The organism is Oceanicola granulosus HTCC2516 (genome assembly GCF_000153305.1).
In the GTDB taxonomy this organism is placed as follows: Bacteria; Pseudomonadota; Alphaproteobacteria; order Rhodobacterales; family Rhodobacteraceae; genus Oceanicola; species Oceanicola granulosus.
The window spans coordinates 2,563,947-2,580,684 of sequence record NZ_CH724107.1 but is presented as its reverse complement, the minus strand read 5'-3'; the positions used below and the strand labels follow the sequence as shown (position 1 = coordinate 2,580,684).

The 16,738-nt window shown below is 68.6% G+C and carries 17 protein-coding genes and 1 pseudogene; 7 read left to right on the top strand and 11 right to left on the bottom strand.

Annotated features, from left to right (window positions below; translation table 11 throughout):
- Positions 1-92: 92 nt before the first annotated feature.
- Positions 93-575, bottom strand: coding sequence for a DNA starvation/stationary phase protection protein Dps (gene dps / locus OG2516_RS12380; RefSeq protein WP_007256026.1), 483 nt, complete (start codon positions 573-575; stop codon positions 93-95).
- A gap of 199 nt (positions 576-774) precedes the next feature.
- Here dps and OG2516_RS12375 point away from each other — a divergent pair, with 199 nt between their 5' ends.
- The gene (locus OG2516_RS12375) at positions 775-1,383 is read left to right on the top strand and encodes a LolA family protein (RefSeq protein WP_007256025.1); all 609 of its coding nucleotides are present in this window, start codon (positions 775-777) and stop codon (positions 1,381-1,383) included.
- A gap of 44 nt (positions 1,384-1,427) precedes the next feature.
- Here OG2516_RS12375 and OG2516_RS12370 read toward each other — a convergent pair whose 3' ends face one another.
- Positions 1,428-2,015: a transglycosylase SLT domain-containing protein gene (locus OG2516_RS12370; protein ID WP_007256024.1), complete on the bottom strand. Its 588-nt coding sequence runs from the start codon at positions 2,013-2,015 to the stop codon at positions 1,428-1,430.
- Positions 2,016-2,206: 191 nt separating this feature from the next.
- Here OG2516_RS12370 and hspQ point away from each other — a divergent pair, with 191 nt between their 5' ends.
- Positions 2,207-2,533, top strand: coding sequence for a heat shock protein HspQ (gene hspQ / locus OG2516_RS12365; RefSeq protein WP_007256023.1), 327 nt, complete (start codon positions 2,207-2,209; stop codon positions 2,531-2,533).
- Between the two features lie 15 nt (positions 2,534-2,548).
- Here the strand turns inward: hspQ and ggt are convergent, their stop codons facing one another.
- A complete protein-coding gene (ggt, locus tag OG2516_RS12360) occupies positions 2,549-4,117 on the bottom strand; it encodes a gamma-glutamyltransferase (RefSeq protein ID WP_040615200.1) in 1,569 nt (522 codons plus the stop codon).
- A 250-nt stretch (positions 4,118-4,367) separates the two neighbouring features.
- Here ggt and OG2516_RS12355 point away from each other — a divergent pair, with 250 nt between their 5' ends.
- Together OG2516_RS12355 and OG2516_RS12350 are read left to right on the top strand one after the other, a co-directional pair.
- Positions 4,368-4,817, top strand: coding sequence for a GAF domain-containing protein (locus OG2516_RS12355; RefSeq protein ID WP_007256021.1), 450 nt, complete (start codon positions 4,368-4,370; stop codon positions 4,815-4,817).
- On the top strand, positions 4,814-5,461 hold the full coding sequence (locus tag OG2516_RS12350) for an RluA family pseudouridine synthase (protein ID WP_007256020.1): 648 nt from the start codon (positions 4,814-4,816) through the stop codon (positions 5,459-5,461). Before OG2516_RS12355 ends, OG2516_RS12350 begins: the two co-directional genes overlap by 4 nt.
- Here the strand turns inward: OG2516_RS12350 and OG2516_RS12345 are convergent.
- Positions 5,439-6,047, bottom strand: a complete 609-nt coding sequence (locus OG2516_RS12345) for an alpha/beta hydrolase (protein ID WP_007256019.1) — start codon at positions 6,045-6,047, stop codon at positions 5,439-5,441. The genes OG2516_RS12350 and OG2516_RS12345 overlap by 23 nt on opposite strands.
- The gene (locus OG2516_RS12340) at positions 6,044-6,973 is read right to left on the bottom strand and encodes a VOC family protein (protein ID WP_007256018.1); all 930 of its coding nucleotides are present in this window, start codon (positions 6,971-6,973) and stop codon (positions 6,044-6,046) included. The genes OG2516_RS12345 and OG2516_RS12340 overlap by 4 nt, the downstream gene beginning before the upstream one ends.
- Before the next feature lie 186 nt (positions 6,974-7,159).
- Between OG2516_RS12340 and OG2516_RS12335 the strand changes: the two genes are divergently transcribed.
- A complete protein-coding gene (locus OG2516_RS12335; RefSeq protein WP_007256017.1) occupies positions 7,160-7,813 on the top strand; it encodes a peroxiredoxin in 654 nt (217 codons plus the stop codon).
- Between the two features lie 79 nt (positions 7,814-7,892).
- On the opposite strand, the gene OG2516_RS12330 is transcribed toward OG2516_RS12335, so the two are convergent.
- From OG2516_RS12330 to OG2516_RS12310, 6 genes and pseudogenes are all read right to left on the bottom strand, one after another.
- A complete protein-coding gene (locus OG2516_RS12330; RefSeq protein ID WP_245544289.1) occupies positions 7,893-8,465 on the bottom strand; it encodes a L,D-transpeptidase in 573 nt (190 codons plus the stop codon).
- Between the two features lie 123 nt (positions 8,466-8,588).
- Positions 8,589-8,846 (bottom strand): annotated as a pseudogene (locus tag OG2516_RS20930) (L,D-transpeptidase); the annotation flags it as partial.
- An 18-nt stretch (positions 8,847-8,864) separates the two neighbouring features.
- Positions 8,865-9,140 (bottom strand): twin-arginine translocation signal domain-containing protein, encoded by a 276-nt coding sequence (locus OG2516_RS20925; protein WP_007256014.1) that lies wholly within the window; start codon positions 9,138-9,140, stop codon positions 8,865-8,867.
- A 47-nt stretch (positions 9,141-9,187) separates the two neighbouring features.
- Positions 9,188-9,751, bottom strand: coding sequence for a L,D-transpeptidase family protein (locus tag OG2516_RS12320; RefSeq protein WP_007256013.1), 564 nt, complete (start codon positions 9,749-9,751; stop codon positions 9,188-9,190).
- A 233-nt stretch (positions 9,752-9,984) separates the two neighbouring features.
- Entirely contained in the window at positions 9,985-12,117 is a 2,133-nt protein-coding gene (gene pnp, locus OG2516_RS12315; RefSeq protein ID WP_007256012.1) for a polyribonucleotide nucleotidyltransferase, read from the bottom strand.
- A 268-nt stretch (positions 12,118-12,385) separates the two neighbouring features.
- The gene (locus tag OG2516_RS12310) at positions 12,386-14,431 is read right to left on the bottom strand and encodes a transglycosylase domain-containing protein (protein ID WP_007256011.1); all 2,046 of its coding nucleotides are present in this window, start codon (positions 14,429-14,431) and stop codon (positions 12,386-12,388) included.
- Between the two features lie 429 nt (positions 14,432-14,860).
- Here OG2516_RS12310 and OG2516_RS12305 point away from each other — a divergent pair, with 429 nt between their 5' ends.
- The gene (locus OG2516_RS12305) at positions 14,861-15,199 is read left to right on the top strand and encodes a P-II family nitrogen regulator (protein WP_007256009.1); all 339 of its coding nucleotides are present in this window, start codon (positions 14,861-14,863) and stop codon (positions 15,197-15,199) included.
- 25 nt (positions 15,200-15,224) lie between these two features.
- Entirely contained in the window at positions 15,225-16,673 is a 1,449-nt protein-coding gene (locus OG2516_RS12300) for an ammonium transporter (protein WP_007256008.1), read from the top strand.
- Positions 16,674-16,738 lie beyond the last annotated feature (65 nt).

Below are 16,738 nucleotides of genomic sequence, written 5' to 3'. Positions count from 1 at the left end.
TCAGCCCGGCTTGGCCACAACATTTCCAATCGGCGCAAGAAAAAGCCGGCCGCCGAGGTGGCGGCCGGCTCGTGGTCGGATAGACCGGTCGGTCACTTGACCTTCTTGTTCGCGCCGATGAACCAGCAATCCTTGTCGACCTGGCGGCTCACCTCGGTGAACAGGTCGCCGGTGTCGTCGTCGCCCGCGTCCTCGCAGGCCTCGATCGCCTCGCGCAGCTTCGCACCGACCTTCAGGAAGCGGTCCTTGAGCGCGTCGATGTGGCCGTCGATGTCCTCGAGGTCGGTCGGGTAAGGCTCCACGTCGGCCTTCTTAAAAGCGGCCTCGACCGTGCCCTCCGGGAAGCCGCCGAGGATCGTGGCGCGCTCGGCCATCAGGTCGGCGCCGTCGCGCAGTCGGTCGGCGACGTCGTCGAGCAGCTCGTGGAAGCCGATGAAGCCGTGGCCCTTCACCGTCCAGTGCGCCTGCTTCACCGCGAGGGTCAGGGCGATGGTGTCGGCGAGGTTCGCGTTGAGCAGGTCGATGACCTTGCGGCGGGCTTGGTCGTCGAGACCGGCGACGAATGACTCGGGCATGGATGTCTCCTCAGATAGACGGATCGGCCGGCGGCCCCGGCCATGTCATATGACAAATGCACCGCCGCCGCTCAGGTTCCCGACGAGATGGCGCAAGCGGCCATCGACCTGCGGTCGCGTGATATCGCCTAGCACGAGACTTCCGGTGCAGGTGACCCTATCTGTGATCCAGACCAACAGCAGACCGACAAGGACATCCATGAAAACCATCCGTCACCTGCTCCTGCTGATCCCGCTCATCGTCGCCGCGCTGGCGACGTCCGGGCAGGCGCAGCAGCTCAGCCTCGCGCAAATCAGCCAGTACATGAACTCGTTCAGCACCGCGCAGGGCGAATTCACCCAGATCAACTCCGACGGCACGATCTCGACCGGCACGCTGCTCATCAAGCGCCCCGGCCGCATCCGCTTCCAGTACAACCCGCCGGACCGCTCCCTCGTGCTCGCCGGCGGCGGCTCGGTCGCCGTGTTCGATCCGCAGTCGGACAACAACCCCGAGCGCTACCCGCTGTCGGAGACGCCGCTCAAGATCATCCTCGAGCAGAACGTCGACTTCACGCGCGCGGGCATGGTCACCGGCCACGGCTACGACGGCACCGCGACCACGGTGACGGCGCAGGACCCGCAGCACCCGGAATACGGCAGCATTCAGCTGAAGTTCACCGGCTCGCCCGTCGAGCTGCGCCAGTGGATCATCACCGACGACGCCGGTCAGCAGACGACGGTCGTGCTCGGCGACCTCGCCAAGAACGTCGCGATCGGGGATATCAACTTCAACATCCAGGCCGCCACGCGCGACTGGCAGCAATGACACGGGGCGGTGCGCCCTGACCGGGCGCACCGTCTCCCTCGGGCTCAGAGGCGGCGGGGGCAGGTGGCGAGCTGCTGCTCGTAGAGCGCGGAGCGCGTCACCATGTCGTTGGACACCCGCAGCAGCCAGTCCTTCTGGAGGTAGCTGCGCCGGGAATAGCCGGTGCGGCCCTCGTGGTAGGCGAGGTACTGGTTGCGCACGTCGCTGAGCGGGATGCCGAGATTGCGCTGCGAGAGCGTCATGTACCAGCCCATGAAGTCCACGGCGTCCTTGATGTCGTCGCGGCGGGCGCGGCGGCGGCCGGTGGCTTCGAGGTAGTCGTCCCACGTCCCGTCGAGCGCCTGCGCATAGCCGAAGGCGGAGCTCGTGCGCCCCGTCGGGATCACGCCGAGCGCGAACTGGTGGGGCGGGCGGTTGTTGGCGATGAACTTGCTCTCCTGGTAGATCATCGCCATCAGCACGTGCGGCTCGACGCCCCAATCCCGCTTGGCCTGCCGGAAGGCGCGGGCGTAGTGGGGGCGCTCGTCGAGGATCGCACAGGCGTTCTCGAGGTTGCGCGGCTGGGCCAGGTCCCGGGCGCCGCAGCTGCCGAGGAGCACAAGAGTGGCCAGCGCGAGAATGATTCTGCTCATTTGCCTCTCGCTCGTTCGTCTTTTTGTTGTCCGAGGTCATAGCGCATGAGCATCGATCATGAAACGAAAATGCCGCCGCGTCGTTCCCCCTGCAGGCGGAAATCCACAGTCTGTTTCCCCCGAAACGCAGTGGCGGCGGTGGACTTCATCCCTGCGCGGCGGTTACGAGGGTGGTGATGGGACCGAAAACAATGCTGAAGACACGCGCGAAATATTCGCTTGGGCAGGTGGTGCGCCACCGCAAGCACCCGTTCCGCGGCGTGGTGTTCGACGTCGACGCGATGTTCAACAACACCGACGAATGGTACGAGGCGATCCCCGAGGACGCGCGGCCCAAGAAGGACCAGCCCTTCTACCACCTGCTCGCCGAGAACGATCAGAGCTATTACGTGGCCTACGTCTCCGAGCAGAACCTCGTCGCCGACTATTCCGGCGAGCCGGTCGACCACCCCGACCTCGACGACCTGTTCGGCCCGTTCGAGGACGGGCACTACCCGCTCCAGGTCCAGCTCAACTAAGCCGCTGCCGCCCGCCTAGTAGCCGAGCGCGCAGCCGTCCTTGCGCGGGTCGCTGCCGCCCTCGAGCACACGGCCCTCGTGCATCCGGATCGCCTGCGCCCCGCCGAGCGGCGTCTCGGCCATGACGACGTCGTGCCCGAGCTCGGACAGCGCCTGTGCCACCTCGGGCGCGAAGCCGCGCTCGAGCGTCAGCCGGCCGTTCTCGGCGAACAGGCGCGGCGCATCGATGGCGGCCTGCACGTCCATCCCGTAATCGAGCAGGTTGCTGACGAGCCGTGCATGCCCTGTGCACTGGTACTGCCCGCCCATGACGCCGAACGGCATCATCACCCGGCCCTCGCGCGCCAGCATCCCCGGGATGATCGTGTGCATCGGCCGCTTGCCCGGCCCCGCCTCGTTCGGATGCCCCGGCTCGAGCGTGAAGCCCGCGCCCCGGTTCTGGAACAGCAGCCCGAACTTGTCCGACGCGAGGCCCGAGCCGAAGGCGTGGAAGATCGAGTAGATCAGCGACACCGCCATGCCCGCGCCGTCGACGACGGTGATGTAGACGGTATCCCGGTGAACCTCCTCGGCGCCGGGCGGCGACTGTGGCAGCACGGCGTCCTTGCGGATCAGCTTCGCGAGGCCGGCGGCCGTCTCGGGCGCGAGCATGTGCTCCAGCCGCGCGGTCTGGTCGGGGTCGGCGATGAAGCGGTTGCGGGCGTCGTAGGCGAGTTTCGTCGCCTCCGCCTCCAGGTGCGCCCGCTCCGCGCCGAGCGGGTCGAGGCCGGGAAGATCGAAGTGCGACAGGATGTTGAGCAGCAGGATCGCCGCCGCGCCCTGGCCGTTGGGCGGGTGCTCGAGCAGCTCGTGGCCCCCGTAGCGGCCCGTCACGGGGCTGGAGAACTCGGTCTCGACGGCCGCGAAATCGGCCATCGTGTGGCTGCCGCCGAGCGCCTGCAGGCTCTGCACCATGTCCTCGGCGATCTCGCCCTCGTAGAATGCCGCGCGCCCGTCGACGGCGATCTGACGCAGCACCTCCGCCTGGCCGAGCGCGGTGAAGACGTCGCCGATGCCGAGGGGCTTGCCGTCGTTGGTGAAGAAGCGCTGCGCCGCGCCCTTCAGGTGCGTCGCCCGCGCCCAGTCGTGGGCGCTGCGCGGGCCGACGGGCACGCCCGCCTCGGCGTAGTAGACGGCCGGCGCGAGCACGTCGCCGAGGCTCATCCGGCCCCAGCGCTCGGACATCTTGCAGAAGGCGTCGATGGCGCCGGGCACGGTCACGGCGTCGACGTCGTAGACGGGCATCGTCGGCCCCTTCGCCCGCAGCGCCTCGGCATCGAGCCCCTGCGGCGCGCGCCCCGAGCCGTTGACCGCCACGACCGGCTGGCCCGGCTCGGAGACGAGCGCGAAGCAGTCGCCCGCGAGGCCCGTCATCATCGGCTCGCAGATATTGAGCAGCACGCCCCCGGCGATGGCGGCGTCGAGCGCGTTGCCGCCGGCCTCGAGCATCTGCACGGCGACCTTGGCGGCGAGGGGGTGGGAGGTGGCGCACATGCCGTTGCGGGCATAGACCCCGGATCGGCCGGGCTTTTGAAAGTCACGCATCGCTCGCCTCCCTGACGTTTCGCGGGAGCCTATGGGGCGCGGGCGGGGATGTGAACGGGGGAAAGTTCCTCGACGCCGCGTACTGGGTGGGGGCTATTTCACGCGGCGCCGAGGGAAGCCATATTGCAGCTACGAGACTAGGTATGACTTCCGTTTCAGGCCGCTGTTTGATCGCTTTGGGGCAATCGCAAGGCATTGCGCCTCGCACGCGGCGGCGCTACCTCCGGGGCCTTCCGCGAGAGAGCCTGCCATGCCCGACTATCCCGACCTCGCCCGCACCATCGCCGCCATCACCGAGGGCGAGACCGATCAGGTCGCGCTGATGGCGACGGTGGCGTGCGAGCTGCACCATTCCGACGACCGTTTCGACTGGACCGGCTTCTACCGCGTCGTCGCGCCGGGGCTGCTGAAGATCGGTCCCTACCAGGGCGGGCACGGCTGCCTCGTGATCCCGTTCGAGCGCGGCGTCTGCGGCGCGGCGGCGCGCACCGGCGAGGTGCAGCTGGTGGACGACGTCGACGCCTTCCCCGGCCACATCGCCTGCGCCAGCAGCACCCGCTCGGAGATCGTCCTGCCGGTGCGCGACCGCGGCGGCGCGCTGATCGCGGTGCTCGACATCGACAGCGACCGGCCCGCCGCCTTCACCAAGACCGATGCGCGCGAGCTCGCCGCCATCCTCGACGCCACCTTCGCCCGGTGAGCTCGGACTACGACCCGCCCGACGTGCCGCTCGCGGTGCTGCACGAGGACCACGAGGTGGTGCTGGTGGACAAGCCGGCGGGCCTGCTCTCTGTGCCGGGCAAGGGCGAGCACCTGGCCGATTGCCTGCTGGCGCGGGTGCAGGCGGCGTTTCCGACGGCGCTCCTGGTGCACCGGCTCGACCGCGACACGTCGGGCGTGATGATCTTCGCGCTGACGCCGCACGCGCAGCGCCATCTGGGGCTGCAATTCGAGAAGCGGCAGACCCGCAAGACCTACGTCGCCCGCGTCGCCGGGCGGATCGCCGACAAGACCGGGACGGTGGACCTGCCGCTGATCGTCGACTGGCCGAACCGGCCGAAGCAGATGGTGGATCACGAGAACGGCAAGCCGGCGGTGACCGACTGGCGGGTGGTGCGGGCGAGCGATGCCGAGACACGGGTGCGACTGTTCCCCAAGACCGGGCGGTCGCACCAGCTGCGCGTCCACATGCTGGCGCTCGGCCACCCGATCCTGGGCGATCCGTTCTACGCCGAGGGCCCGGCGCGCGCGCATCCGCGGATGATGCTGCACTCCGAGACGCTGCAGTTCCGCCACCCCGATGGGGGGCGCGGCATGCGGATCACCGCGCCGGCGCCGTTCTGACGAACTCCTGCAGCGCCACCAGCTCGTCCTGGCGCAGCTCGTGGCCGCCGGAATGCCAGGCCTCGCTCACCCGCGCGCCCTGGGCAGCGTACCAGTCGATCAGCCGCCGGGTCAGCGGCGCCGGACAGATCGGGTCGGCCTCGCCGGCGGTGATGAGCACCGGCCGCCCCGCCAGCCCCGGCGCCGGCTCGGGTGCGAACGAGATCAGCGGGTGCAGCAGCGCCAGCCGGTCGACCAGCTCGGGCCGCGCGAAGCTCACCGCGGCGAGGATGTTGGCACCGTTCGAGTAGCCGAGACCGATCACTTGCGCGGCGCCGGTGCGGGCGGTCTCGTCGGCGATGAAGGCCGCCATCGCCTCGGTCGCGCGGGCGAGGTCGGCCATGTCGTAGACCCCCTCGCCGGTGCGGCGGAAGTAGCGCGCGGCGCCGTGTTCGTTGACGTCGCCGCGGGGCGAGACCACGTGGGCGCCGGGCACCAGCTGCTCGGCGAGACGGTGGAACTGGTGCTCGTCCCCGCCGGTGCCGTGGAAGGTGAGGACGAGGGGCGCGCCCGGGCGCCCCTCGGTGCGGGCGGCGTGATAGCTCATTCGAGCGGCTCGAGGTGCTTTTCAAGGGCGCTGCGCAGGTGCTCGTGCTGGGCCGGCAGTTTGAGCGCCTCGCCCAGATGCGCGCGGTCCTCGTCGCGGGCGAAGCCGGGCTCGTTGGTGGCGACCTCGAACAGCACGCCGCCGGGGCTGCGGAAGTAGATCGCCCAGAAGTAGTCGCGGTCGATGACCGGGGTGACCTGGTAGCCGGTGTCGATCAGCGCCTCGCGGACCTCGAGCTGGCGGGCGCGGTTCTCGACCGCGAAGGCGACGTGGTGGACCGAGCCGGCGCTCTGCCCGGCGGGGGCGGCGTCGGGGCGGGTCTCGATGTCGATCACGTTGGCGGGGTTGCCGCCGGGGACCGCATAGCGGGTGATCGCGCCGTCCTTCGCGACCGCCTCGTAGCCCATGAAGCGCAGCAGCTCGCCCTGGGCGCCGTCGTCGCGCAGCCGCATGTCGACCGAGTGAAAGCCGCGGATCCCGGCCTCGGCGCCGACGCCGTTGCCGGTCCAGGGCGCGCGGTCGTCGCCGGGCGCCTCGATCAGAGCCAGCCGCTCGCCGTCTGGGCCGTCGAAGCCGACCCGGGCCTGGCCGAACAGCGTGTCGGTGGCGATGTTGTCGACGCCGTGGTTGCCGAGCCGCTCCGCCCAGTGGCCGGCGGTGCCCTCGGGGATGGCGAAGCGGACTTCGCCGACCTCGCCGGTGCCGCGGCGGCCGCGGGCGGCGTTGGGGAACGGAAAGTAGGTCACCACCGTGCCCGGCGCGCCAGCCTCGTCGCCGTAATAGAGGTGGTAGACGTCGGGGGCGTCGAAGTTGACCGTCTTCTTGACCCGGCGCAGGCCCAGGACGTCGGTGAAGAAGGCGTTGTTGTCGCGCGCCGAGGAGGCGAGCGAGGTGACGTGGTGCAGGCCCTTGATCTGCTGCAGCATGATGGCGCTCCTTTGCTCTGGACCATCATGTAGCGCGTAACAGCACCGCACACATTACTCGGTAGCGTACGGTCTCTGTGCGTTTATGCAAATCGCCCGCGCAACGCCGCCATGCGGGGGCTCGCAACCGGTCTGCCGCCGGCATATGTCGCTCTTCGAGACCGATCGACAACAAGGAGATACGCGATGAGCTTGCGCTTGAACGATACCATTCCCGACCTGACCGTCGAGACGGACCAGGGCACCTTCTCGCTGCACGAGTTCGTCGGCGACAGCTGGACCATCCTGTTCTCGCACCCGAAGGACTTCACCCCCGTCTGCACCACCGAGTTCGGCGCGGTGGCGCGGCTGAACGACGCGTGGGAGGCGCGCGGCGTGAAGGTCATCGGCGTTTCGGTCGACAAGGTCGAGGAGCACAAGCGCTGGAAGAGCGACATCGAGACGGTCGCCGGCGGTCCGGCGGGCTTCCCGATTATCGCCGACGAGGGGCTCGAAGTTTCGAAGGCCTTCGACATGCTGCCCGCCGACGCCTACCTCCCCGACGGCCGCACGCCGGCCGACAGCGCCACGGTCCGCGCCGTCTACATCATCGGGCCGGACAAGAAGCTGAAGCTGTCGATGACCTACCCGATGACGGTGGGCCGCAACTTCGCCGAGGTCCTGCGCGCGGTGGATGCGCTGCAGACCAGCAGCCGCGAGAACGTGGCCACGCCGGCGGACTGGACGCCGGGCGAGGACGTGATCGTGCCGGTGGCGGTGTCGGATGAAGACGCCATCGCCAAGTACGGCGAGATCGAGACGGTGCTGCCCTACCTGCGCAAGGCGAAGCTGCCGGCGTAAGGGCCAGGGACAGCACGGAAACAAGAAGGGCGGCGATCCACATCGCCGCCCTTTCTACATGCCAGTTCCTAAAGTCGGGTTAAACCACGACCACCGGCGTGCCGACCGGCACCCGGTCGTAGAGGTCCTCGATATGCTCGTTGGCGAGCCGCAGGCAGCCCGACGAGAAGGACCGGCCCAGCGTCCAGGGCTGCGGCGTGCCGTGGATGCGGTAGAGCGTGTCGCGCCCGCCGCGGTAGAGATAAAGCGCCCGCGCGCCGAGCGGGTTGCGCGGGTGGCCGCCGGGCAGACCGCTGCGATAGGGCCCGTAGACCGCCGGCTCGAGCCGTACCATCGTCGCCGTCGGCCGCCAGCTCGGCCACTCGGCCTTGCGCGCGACGTGCGCCGTTCCGCGAAACTCGCGTCCCTCCGCGCCGATGGCGATGGCATAGCGGATCGCGCGGCCCGGCTCGGTGATCCAGTAGAGCATCCGCTGTTCGTTGTAGGCGTATATCGTGCCCGGCACGAACGACTCGTCCACCTCGATCTGCCGCGGCATCAGGTGCCGCGGAATCCGGTAGTTCGACTGGCTGAGTGTCTGCCCCTGCACGGCGCTGGCCGTACCGAGACCGCCCGCTGCAAGCGCGGACAGCATCATCTGTCGTCTGTTCATGACCTGCTCGAATCCTTCGGATTTCATCTTTGTGCAGGCACGATAGCAGGGAATTGGGGCCGAAATAGGAATGCCCTGGCGGTATTGGCGCCGGGGCATCAACAATTTCGAAAGATTGTGGCCTTAATGAGCCACGACGGTCGCGCCCACCTGGGCGCGCTCATAGAGGTCGATCACGTCCTCGTTGTACATGCGGATACAGCCGTTGGAGGAGGACAGGCCGACGGTCCAGGGCTGGGGCGTGCCGTGGATGCGGTAGAGGGTGTCGCGCCCGTTCCGGTAGAGGTAGAGCGCGCGCGCGCCGAGCGGGTTGTCGGGCCCGCCGGGGACGCCGCCGGCGTAGCGCTCGTACTTCTCCGGCTCGCGCTCGATCATGTTCCGGGTCGGCGTCCAGCTCGGCTACTCGGCCTTGCGGCCGATCGTCGTCGCGCCGTCCCACTGCATCCCGAGTTCGCCGACGCCGATCTTGTAGGCCATGGCGCGGCGGCCGGGCATGATGAAGTAGAGGTTGTGGCTTTCCTTGTAGAGGTGGATGTCGCCCGGCGTCAGGTCGGTGTTCAGCTCGACCTCGGCCCGGCGCATCTCGGGGGGGATGACGAAGCCCGACTGCGCGAGCGCGGGCGCGGCCAGCGCGGAGGCGGCGGCGGTGGTGATGAAGTTGCGGCGGGTGAGCATGGGCTCTCTCCTGTGGTCTGCGGCGCGCGGCCGGAGCCGCGGCCGGTTCAGAGCAGTACGACGCGGGTGCCCTGGGGAACCTGGTCGTAGAGGTGCATGATGTGCGAATTGACCAGGCGCACGCAGCCGTTGGACACGCGCCGCCCGATGGTCTGGGCGTCGGGGGTGCCGTGGATGCGCAGGAACGTGTCGCCCCGGCCCGGCTCGAACAGGTACAGCGCGCGCGCCCCGAGCGGGTTGTTCGGGCCGCCGGGCATGCCGTCCTCGTACTGCTTGTAGCTCTCCGGATCGCGCTCGATCATGTCAGGCGTCGGGGTCCAGGAGGGCCATTCCTTCTTGGCGCCAATGAAGAACTCGCCCGATTCGTAGAGCCCCTGCCGGCCGATGCCGACGGAGTAGCGGATCACCGTGCCATCGCCCTGCGGCAGGCTCCAGTAGAGGCCGAAATCCTCGGGGAACACATGGATCTCACCGGGGGGAAGCGGGTTCGCCAGCTTGTACATGCGCGGCATCATCGCTTCGGGGAAGGTGAAGTCCTGTGCCTGGCCGGCGACCGGCGCCAGAGCCCCGGCGGCCAATGTCGAGGTCAGGAAGGTACGGCGGTTGATCATGGCAGCGTTCTCAGTCCGGGCAATTGAAGTTCTGGCGGCCCCCCAAGCGGGACGTCGCTAGAGTAGCGGCCCCTGCGGCAAGCTGCCAATCGATTGTTCTCATAGCTCAAGTCGTTGTCCGTTGTCCTGTTGCACGGTTCCAGCCACGTAACCGTGAACGGGGAGCAATAATGGCGGGCCGATGCAAAAAGGGCCCCCGGAGGGGCCCTTTCGATGATCGGATCGAGCGCGGCTTACTCGGCCGTCTCTTCCTTCTTCATCTCTTCGCCGGTCTCCTGATCGACGACCTTCATCGACAGGCGGACCTTGCCGCGGTCGTCGAAGCCCAGCAGCTTGACCCACACTTCCTGGCCTTCCTTGAGGGCGTCGGAGGGGTGGTTGAGGCGCTTGTTCTCGATCTGGCTGACATGGACGAGGCCGTCGCGCTTGCCGAAGAAGTTCACGAAGGCGCCGAAATCGACGATCTTCACGACGGTGCCCTTGTAGACCTTGCCCTCTTCCGGCTCCGCCACGATCGAGTAGATCATGTCGTAGGCCTTCTGGATGGCTTCGCCGTTGGGCGAGGCGATCTTGATGATGCCGTCGTCGTTGATGTCGACCTTGGCCCCCGAGACTTCGACGATCTCGCGGATGACCTTGCCGCCCGAGCCGATGACTTCGCGGATCTTGTCGGTCGGGATCTGCATGGTCTCGATGCGCGGGGCGTGGACGGAGAAGTCCGCCGCCTCGGTGATCGCCTTGGCCATCTCGCCGAGGATGTGCATACGGCCGGCCTTAGCCTGCTCCAGCGCCTTCTTCATGATCTCGGGCGTGATGCCAGCGACCTTGATGTCCATCTGCAGCGAGGTGATGCCGTTCTCGGTGCCCGCGACCTTGAAGTCCATGTCGCCGAGGTGGTCCTCGTCGCCGAGGATGTCGGTCAGGATGCCGTAGGAGCCGTCGTCCTCGAGCACGAGGCCCATGGCGACGCCCGCGACCGGGGCCTTCAGCGGAACGCCCGCGTCCATCATCGACAGCGAGCCGCCGCAGACCGAGGCCATCGAGGACGAGCCGTTGGACTCGGTGATCTCGGAGACCAGGCGGATCGTGTACGGGAAGTCGGTCGCCGGCGGCAGCACCGCCTGCAGCGCCCGCCAGGCGAGCTTGCCGTGGCCGATCTCACGCCGGCCGGGAGGGCCGACGCGGCCCGCTTCGCCGACCGAGTAGGGCGGGAAGTTGTAGTGCAGCAGGAAGTTGGAGCGGAAGTTGCCGTGCAGGGCGTCGATGATCTGCTCGTCGTCGCCAGTGCCCAGCGTGGTGACCACCAGCGCCTGCGTCTCGCCGCGGGTGAACAGGGCCGAGCCGTGGGTGCGGGGCAGGATCTGCGTCTCCGACACGATCGGGCGGACCTCGTCGAGCGCGCGGCCGTCGATGCGGCGGCCGTTCTTGACGACGTCACCGCGCAGCACGGCGGATTCGAGCTTCTTGAGCGCGGTGCCGAGGTTGGGATCCTCGAGCTGCTCCTCGGTGAGCGAGGCCTTGATCTCGTCCTTGGCGGCGGAGATCGCGGCGACCCGCTCCTGCTTGTCGCTGATCGCGTAGGCGGCGCGGACCTTCTCTTCGCCGGCGGCCTTCACGGCCTCGTAGAGCGCCGAGTAGTCCGGGGGCGAGAAGTCGAAGGGCTCCTTGGCGCTGTCCTCGGCCAGGTCGATGATCAGGTCGACGACGGGCTGGATCTGCTCGTGCGCGAAGGTCACGGCGCCGAGCATCTCTTCCTCGGTGAGCTCGTAGGCCTCCGATTCCACCATCATCACGGCGTCCTTGGTGCCGGCGACGACGAGGTCGAGACGCTGGTCGGGGTTGTTGCGCAGCCCCTGCATGTCGTCGACGGTCGGGTTCAGCACGTACTCGCCGTCCTCGTAGCCGACGCGGCAGCCGGCGATCGGGCCCATGAAGGGCGCGCCGGAGATGGTGAGCGCCGCGGAGGCGGCGATCATCGCGACGATGTCGGGGTCGTTGACGAGGTCGTGGGACAGCACGGTGCACATCACCAGGACTTCGTTCTTGAAGCCGGGGACGAACAGCGGGCGGATCGGGCGGTCGATCAGGCGCGCGGTCAGCGTTTCCTTCTCGGTCGGCCGGGCCTCGCGCTTGAAGAAGCCACCGGGCACCTTGCCCGCGGCGTAGTACTTTTCCTGGTAGTGGACGGTGAGGGGGAAGAAATCCTGCCCCTCTTTCTGCGTCTTGGCGAAAGTCACGGCGGCCATGACGGACGTCTCGCCGAGCGTGGCGATGACCGTGCCGTCGGCCTGGCGGGCGATCTTGCCCGTTTCCAGCGTGAGCGTCTCTTCGCCCCACTGGATGGATTTCTTGGTTTCGTTGAACATCAGACGTATCCTAGCTGGACCTCGCGGGGCGTTCCCCGGGGTCCCGGTTTCATGGAGGCCGTATTGCCTCCGACCCCAGTATCTGCTTCCATCACGGCGCCGGGGTCCGGGCGCCACGCCTCTGAGATTGCGCCGCCTTATAGGAATTGCACCGAGTTGGGAAGCGGCAAGGCCCGCCCTGCGCGCACGCGCCGCGTGCGGCGGCGGGTTGGTGCCGCTCCGGGCGAGGCCGGCCCCGTAGGCCGGGCTTCAGCCCGGCCCCGCCCCCTCAGTTCCCGCGCTGCTCGAGGATGTCCGACAAGACGTTCTGCAGGACCCGCTCGGCGGTGTCGGAATCGACGTTGCCGCTGCTGGCGCTGTTGGACGCGCCGCCGTTGCCCTGCGCCTGCACCGGCTGGCCCGCGCCGTCGGGGGGCAGCATCGGCAGCGGCACGGGCTGGTAGTCCGCAGTCACGCGCGCCATCACCTCGTGCCAGATCTGGGTCGGCAGGCCGGAGCCGGTGACGCCCTCCAGCGGGGTGTTGTCGTCGTAGCCCATCCAGACGCCGACGACGTAATCGGCGGTGAAGCCGATGAACCAGGCGTCGCGGTTGGCCTGGGTGGTGCCGGTCTTGCCGGCGATCTCCCAGCCGGGGATCTGCGCGCGCTGGCCGGTGCCCTCGGCGACGACGCGGCTCATCATCCAGGTTAGCTGGCGGGCGCTGGTCTCGTTGATGACGCGCTCGCGGATGCCGCCGGTGGTCTGCATCACCGGCTCGTCCTCGCCCAGCACCCGCAGCTCGATCAGCCCGTAGGGCGTCACCGCCGAGCCGCCGTTGAGGATGCCGGCATAGGCGCCCGTCATCTCGAGCAGCGTGCTCTCGGACGCGCCGAGCGCCATGGCGGGGCCCTCGGCGATGTCGCTCTCGATGCCGAACTGGGTGGCGACGGTGGCGACGAGGTCGCGGCCTATCCTCTCTGACACCCTCACCGCCGGGATGTTCAGCGAGCGGGTCAGGGATTCGGCGAGGGTGACGGGGCCGGAGAAGGAGTTGGAGTAGTTCGACGGGCACCACTCTCCCGAGCCGGGGACGTTGATGCAGTAGGGCGCGTCCTCCACCACGTCGAGGGGCGACATGCCCATGTCGAGGGCGGCTGCGTAGATGAACGGCTTGAACAGCGAACCTGTCTGGCGGAGCGCCTGGGTGGCGCGGTTGAAGGCGGAGGTGGCGCGCACGTTGCGCCCGCCGACCATCGCGCGCACCGCGCCGTCGGCCGACATCACGACCACCGCCGCCTCGGCCTTCGAGCCCTCGCGCACCTCGTTGGCGAACACTTCGAGGAGCCCCTCCTCGGCCGCCTTCTGGATCCGTTGGTCCAAGGTGGTGAGGATGATGACGTCCTCGGTGGTGTTGCGGGTGTAGAACTCGGGGCCCGATTCCATGACCCAGTTGGCGAAGTAGCCGCCCGAGTCGCTCTGGGCCGCCTGCGACAGTTGCGCGGGATTGGCGCGGGCGTCGGCGGCCTGGTTGGCGTCGAGGTAGCCCTGGTCTTCCATCAGGCCGACGACGAGGTTGGCGCGGTCCTGCGCGCGGGCGAGGTTGGCGGTCGGGGCGTAGGTGCTCGGTGCCTTGAGCAGCCCCGCGAGCATCGCCGCCTCGGCCGGGCTGACCTCGGCGGCGGACTTGCCGAAGTAGCGCTGCGCGGCGGCCTCGAAGCCGCGCGAGCCGGCGCCGAGATAGGCGCGGTTGAGGTAGATCGTCAGGATCTCCCCCTTCGAGTAGCGCGCCTCCATCGCCATCGCGTAGACGGCCTCCTGCACCTTGCGCCAGAGCGTGGTGCGGCGGCAGTCGGCCTCGTAGGCGGCCTCGTTCTCCCAGATGTCGCTGTCGTAGGGCTTGCCGAGGCAGAGCAGCTTGGCCGTCTGCTGGGTGATCGTCGAGCCGCCGTTGCCCGACAGCGGGCCGCGCCCCTCGGAGAGGTTGATGCGGATCGCGCTGGCGATGCCGCGGGGGTCGACGCCGATATGGCGGTAGAAGCGGCGGTCCTCGGTGGCGACGACGGCGTCGTGCAGGTGCTCGCTCACCGTGTCGGCCGTCACCATCCCGCCGAACTGGTCGCCGCGCCAGGCGAAGTTCGCCCCGTCGCGGTCGAGCATGGTGACGGAGCCGCGGGTGCGGCCGTCGACGAGCTGGGAGATGGGCGGCAGGGTGGCGGCGTAGTAGAGCACGCCGAGCCCGATCAGCACGACGACCGCCAGCCCGAGCCGCCAGCTCAGCCGCCAGATCAGCGCGAAGAACCAGCCGACGAGGAACGACACGAAGGCCGCGGCCATGCCGATCGGCCCGCGCCGCCGCGCGGGGCGTCGCGGCGTGCGCCGCGAGGATTTCGCCGCCTTCGCCTTCGGTTTCGCCTGGCTCTTGCTGCCGCTCGACTTCGGGTGACGTTTCTCCGCCACGAGGGGCGGGCGTCGGCCTCGGGTTCCGCTCATGTCCGTCGCTCTTTTGTCTTGGCTGCCCGTTGGCGCGCACCTTAGCCCGCGCGCGGATGAATGTAGAGGTCTCATCGGCGGCGCCCGCTCCCATTCCCGTGATGGCGCGAAATTGGGCGCTGCGGTGAAATAGCAGGCGATTGCGCCGCTGCCCGCCCCGCCGCCCGTGCCGCCGCCCCGCCGATTCCTTGTCCGCCGCACTGCAGCGAGTCCTTGTGGCGGCGTGTGGCGCGCCCCCCGGGGCCGTCGAGGGACCATCGCAAGGGGAAGATCGTGAAACTCATCATAGCAACGATCAAGCCGTTCAAGCTCGAGGAGGTGCGCGAAGCGCTCACCGGAATCGGCGTGCGCGGCATGATGGTGACCGAGATCAAGGGCTTCGGCTCCCAGTCCGGTCACACCGAGATCTACCGGGGCGCGGAATACGCCGTGAACTTCGTGCCGAAGGTGAAGCTCGAGATCGTCGTGCCGGCGAACATGGCCGACCAGGTCGTCGCCACCATCGCGACGACGGCCAAGACGGACAAGATCGGCGACGGCAAGATCTTCGTGCTCGACGTGGAAAGCGCCCTGCGGGTGCGTACCGGCGAGACCAACAGCGACGCGCTCTGAGACGCCGGTAAAGGAGACAGGACAGATGACATTCATGAAAACGTGGCTGGCGGCATTCTTCATCGCGCTGATCGCCATGACAGCCGCCCCCGAAGCCGCCTGGGCACAGGACGACACCGTGGCCGTGGAGACGGCCGAGGACCCCGCCGGCGACGTCGCCACCATCGCGGAGACCGAAACCGAGGCCGCGCCGGTGGCCGAGATGACGCCGCCGAACGAGGAAATCGGCTACATCCTCACCACCTTCATGTTCCTCGTGACGGGCATCCTCGTGATGTGGATGGCCGCGGGCTTCACCATGCTCGAGGCCGGGCTGGTGCGGCAGAAGAACACGACGATGCAGCTGATGAAGAACATCTCGCTCTTCTCCATCGCCGCGATCATGTACTACGTGGTCGGCTACAACCTGATGTATCCGGGCGACGGCTGGGTCATGAGCGGCTATGTCGGCGCGTTCGGCGTGTCGGTGCTCGAGGCGGTCGGCCTGATGGACGGCGACGTCGCGGTCGAGACCGACCTCACCTACGCCTCGGTCGGCTCGGACTTCTTCTTCCAGCTGATGTTCTGCGCGACCACCGCCTCGATCGTGTCGGGCGCGCTGGCGGAGCGGATCAAGCTGTGGCCGTTCCTGATCTTCGTCGTGGTGCTCACCGGCTTCATCTACCCGATCCAGGCGTCCTGGAAGTGGGGCGGCGGCTTCCTGGCGCCGGGTGTCGACGGCGTGACCGACTTCCTCGACTTCGCCGGCTCCACCGTGGTGCACTCCACCGGCGGCTGGGCGGCTCTCGCGGGGGCGCTGATCCTCGGGCCGCGGCTGGGCAAGTATCGTGACGGCCGCGTCAACCCGATGCCGGGCGCCAACCTGCCGCTCGCCACGCTGGGCACGTTCATCCTGTGGATGGGCTGGTTCGGCTTCAACGGCGGCTCGCAGCTCTACATGGACACCGCCGGCAACGTCGCCGACATCTCCCGGATCATGGCCAACACCAACACGGCCGCCGCCGGGGGCGCCATCGCCGCGCTGATCCTGACGCAGATGCTCTACAAGAAGTCCGACCTGACGATGGTGCTCAACGGCGCGCTGGCCGGCCTCGTGTCGATCACCGCCGAGCCGCTGACGCCCTCGCTCGGCGCCGCCACGCTGATCGGCGCAGTCGGCGGCGTGATCGTGGTCTTCGCGGTGCCGTTCCTGGACAAGCTGAAGATCGACGATGTCGTCGGCGCGATCCCGGTGCACCTGTTCGCCGGCATCTGGGGCACCCTCGCCGTGGTGCTGACGAACCCCGACGCGACGCTGGGCAAGCAGCTCTACTCCATCGTCGTCGTGGGCGTTTTCGTCTTCGTCGTCAGCGCCGTGGTGTGGCTGATCCTGCGGGCCGTGATGGGCATCCGCGTCAGCGAGGAGGACGAGATCAACGGTCTCGACACCGCCGAGCTGGGCATGGAGGCCTACCCGGAATTCGCGAAGGGGTAAGCTGAGGGCCCCTGATCGGGACCATCGGCCCGGGCGTTCGCGCCCGGGCTTTTCGTCTGTGGGGG